Genomic DNA, 369 nt, shown 5'->3' with positions numbered 1-369 from the left:
GCGGATCAGCATATTAATAGCGCTTAAAGAGTCGTCAGACTACGGCGCAAACACCAGCATGTTACGCGACGTGCTGAAACGCTTTGGCCTTGGTTGTAGCCTCGACCAACTTAAAACCCTGCTTAACTGGCTTGAGCAAAACGGCTACGTTAAAAATGAAATACTCAGTGAAAATACATGGGTTGCACGCATTACTAGCGCAGGCGTTGAGGTTGCTGAGGGCTCAAGCACTGTGCCTGGTATTAAACGCCCCGCACCTCGGAGCAATTAAATATGGATAAAGTCAGGCGTAGTAAACCCAGCAAAGTTGACGAGTTGCCCGAAGAGATAAAAAAAACACTTGATGAAATGTTGCGGGATAGCGGCAAT

The 369-nt window shown here is 47.2% G+C and carries 1 protein-coding gene; it reads left to right on the top strand.

Annotation, left to right across the window (positions count from 1 at the left end; translation table 11 throughout):
• Positions 1-271: hypothetical protein (locus J8L97_RS23280; protein ID WP_211053098.1), on the top strand; the 271-nt coding region annotated here is incomplete at its 5' end.
• Between the last annotated feature and the right edge of the window lie 98 nt (positions 272-369).

It is taken from the genome of Pseudoalteromonas sp. MMG012, from assembly GCF_018100875.1.
GTDB classification, from domain to species: domain Bacteria; phylum Pseudomonadota; class Gammaproteobacteria; order Enterobacterales; family Alteromonadaceae; genus Pseudoalteromonas; species Pseudoalteromonas aurantia.
Note: the sequence above shows the minus strand (reverse complement) of the source record. Positions and strands in the feature narration are given on the sequence as shown.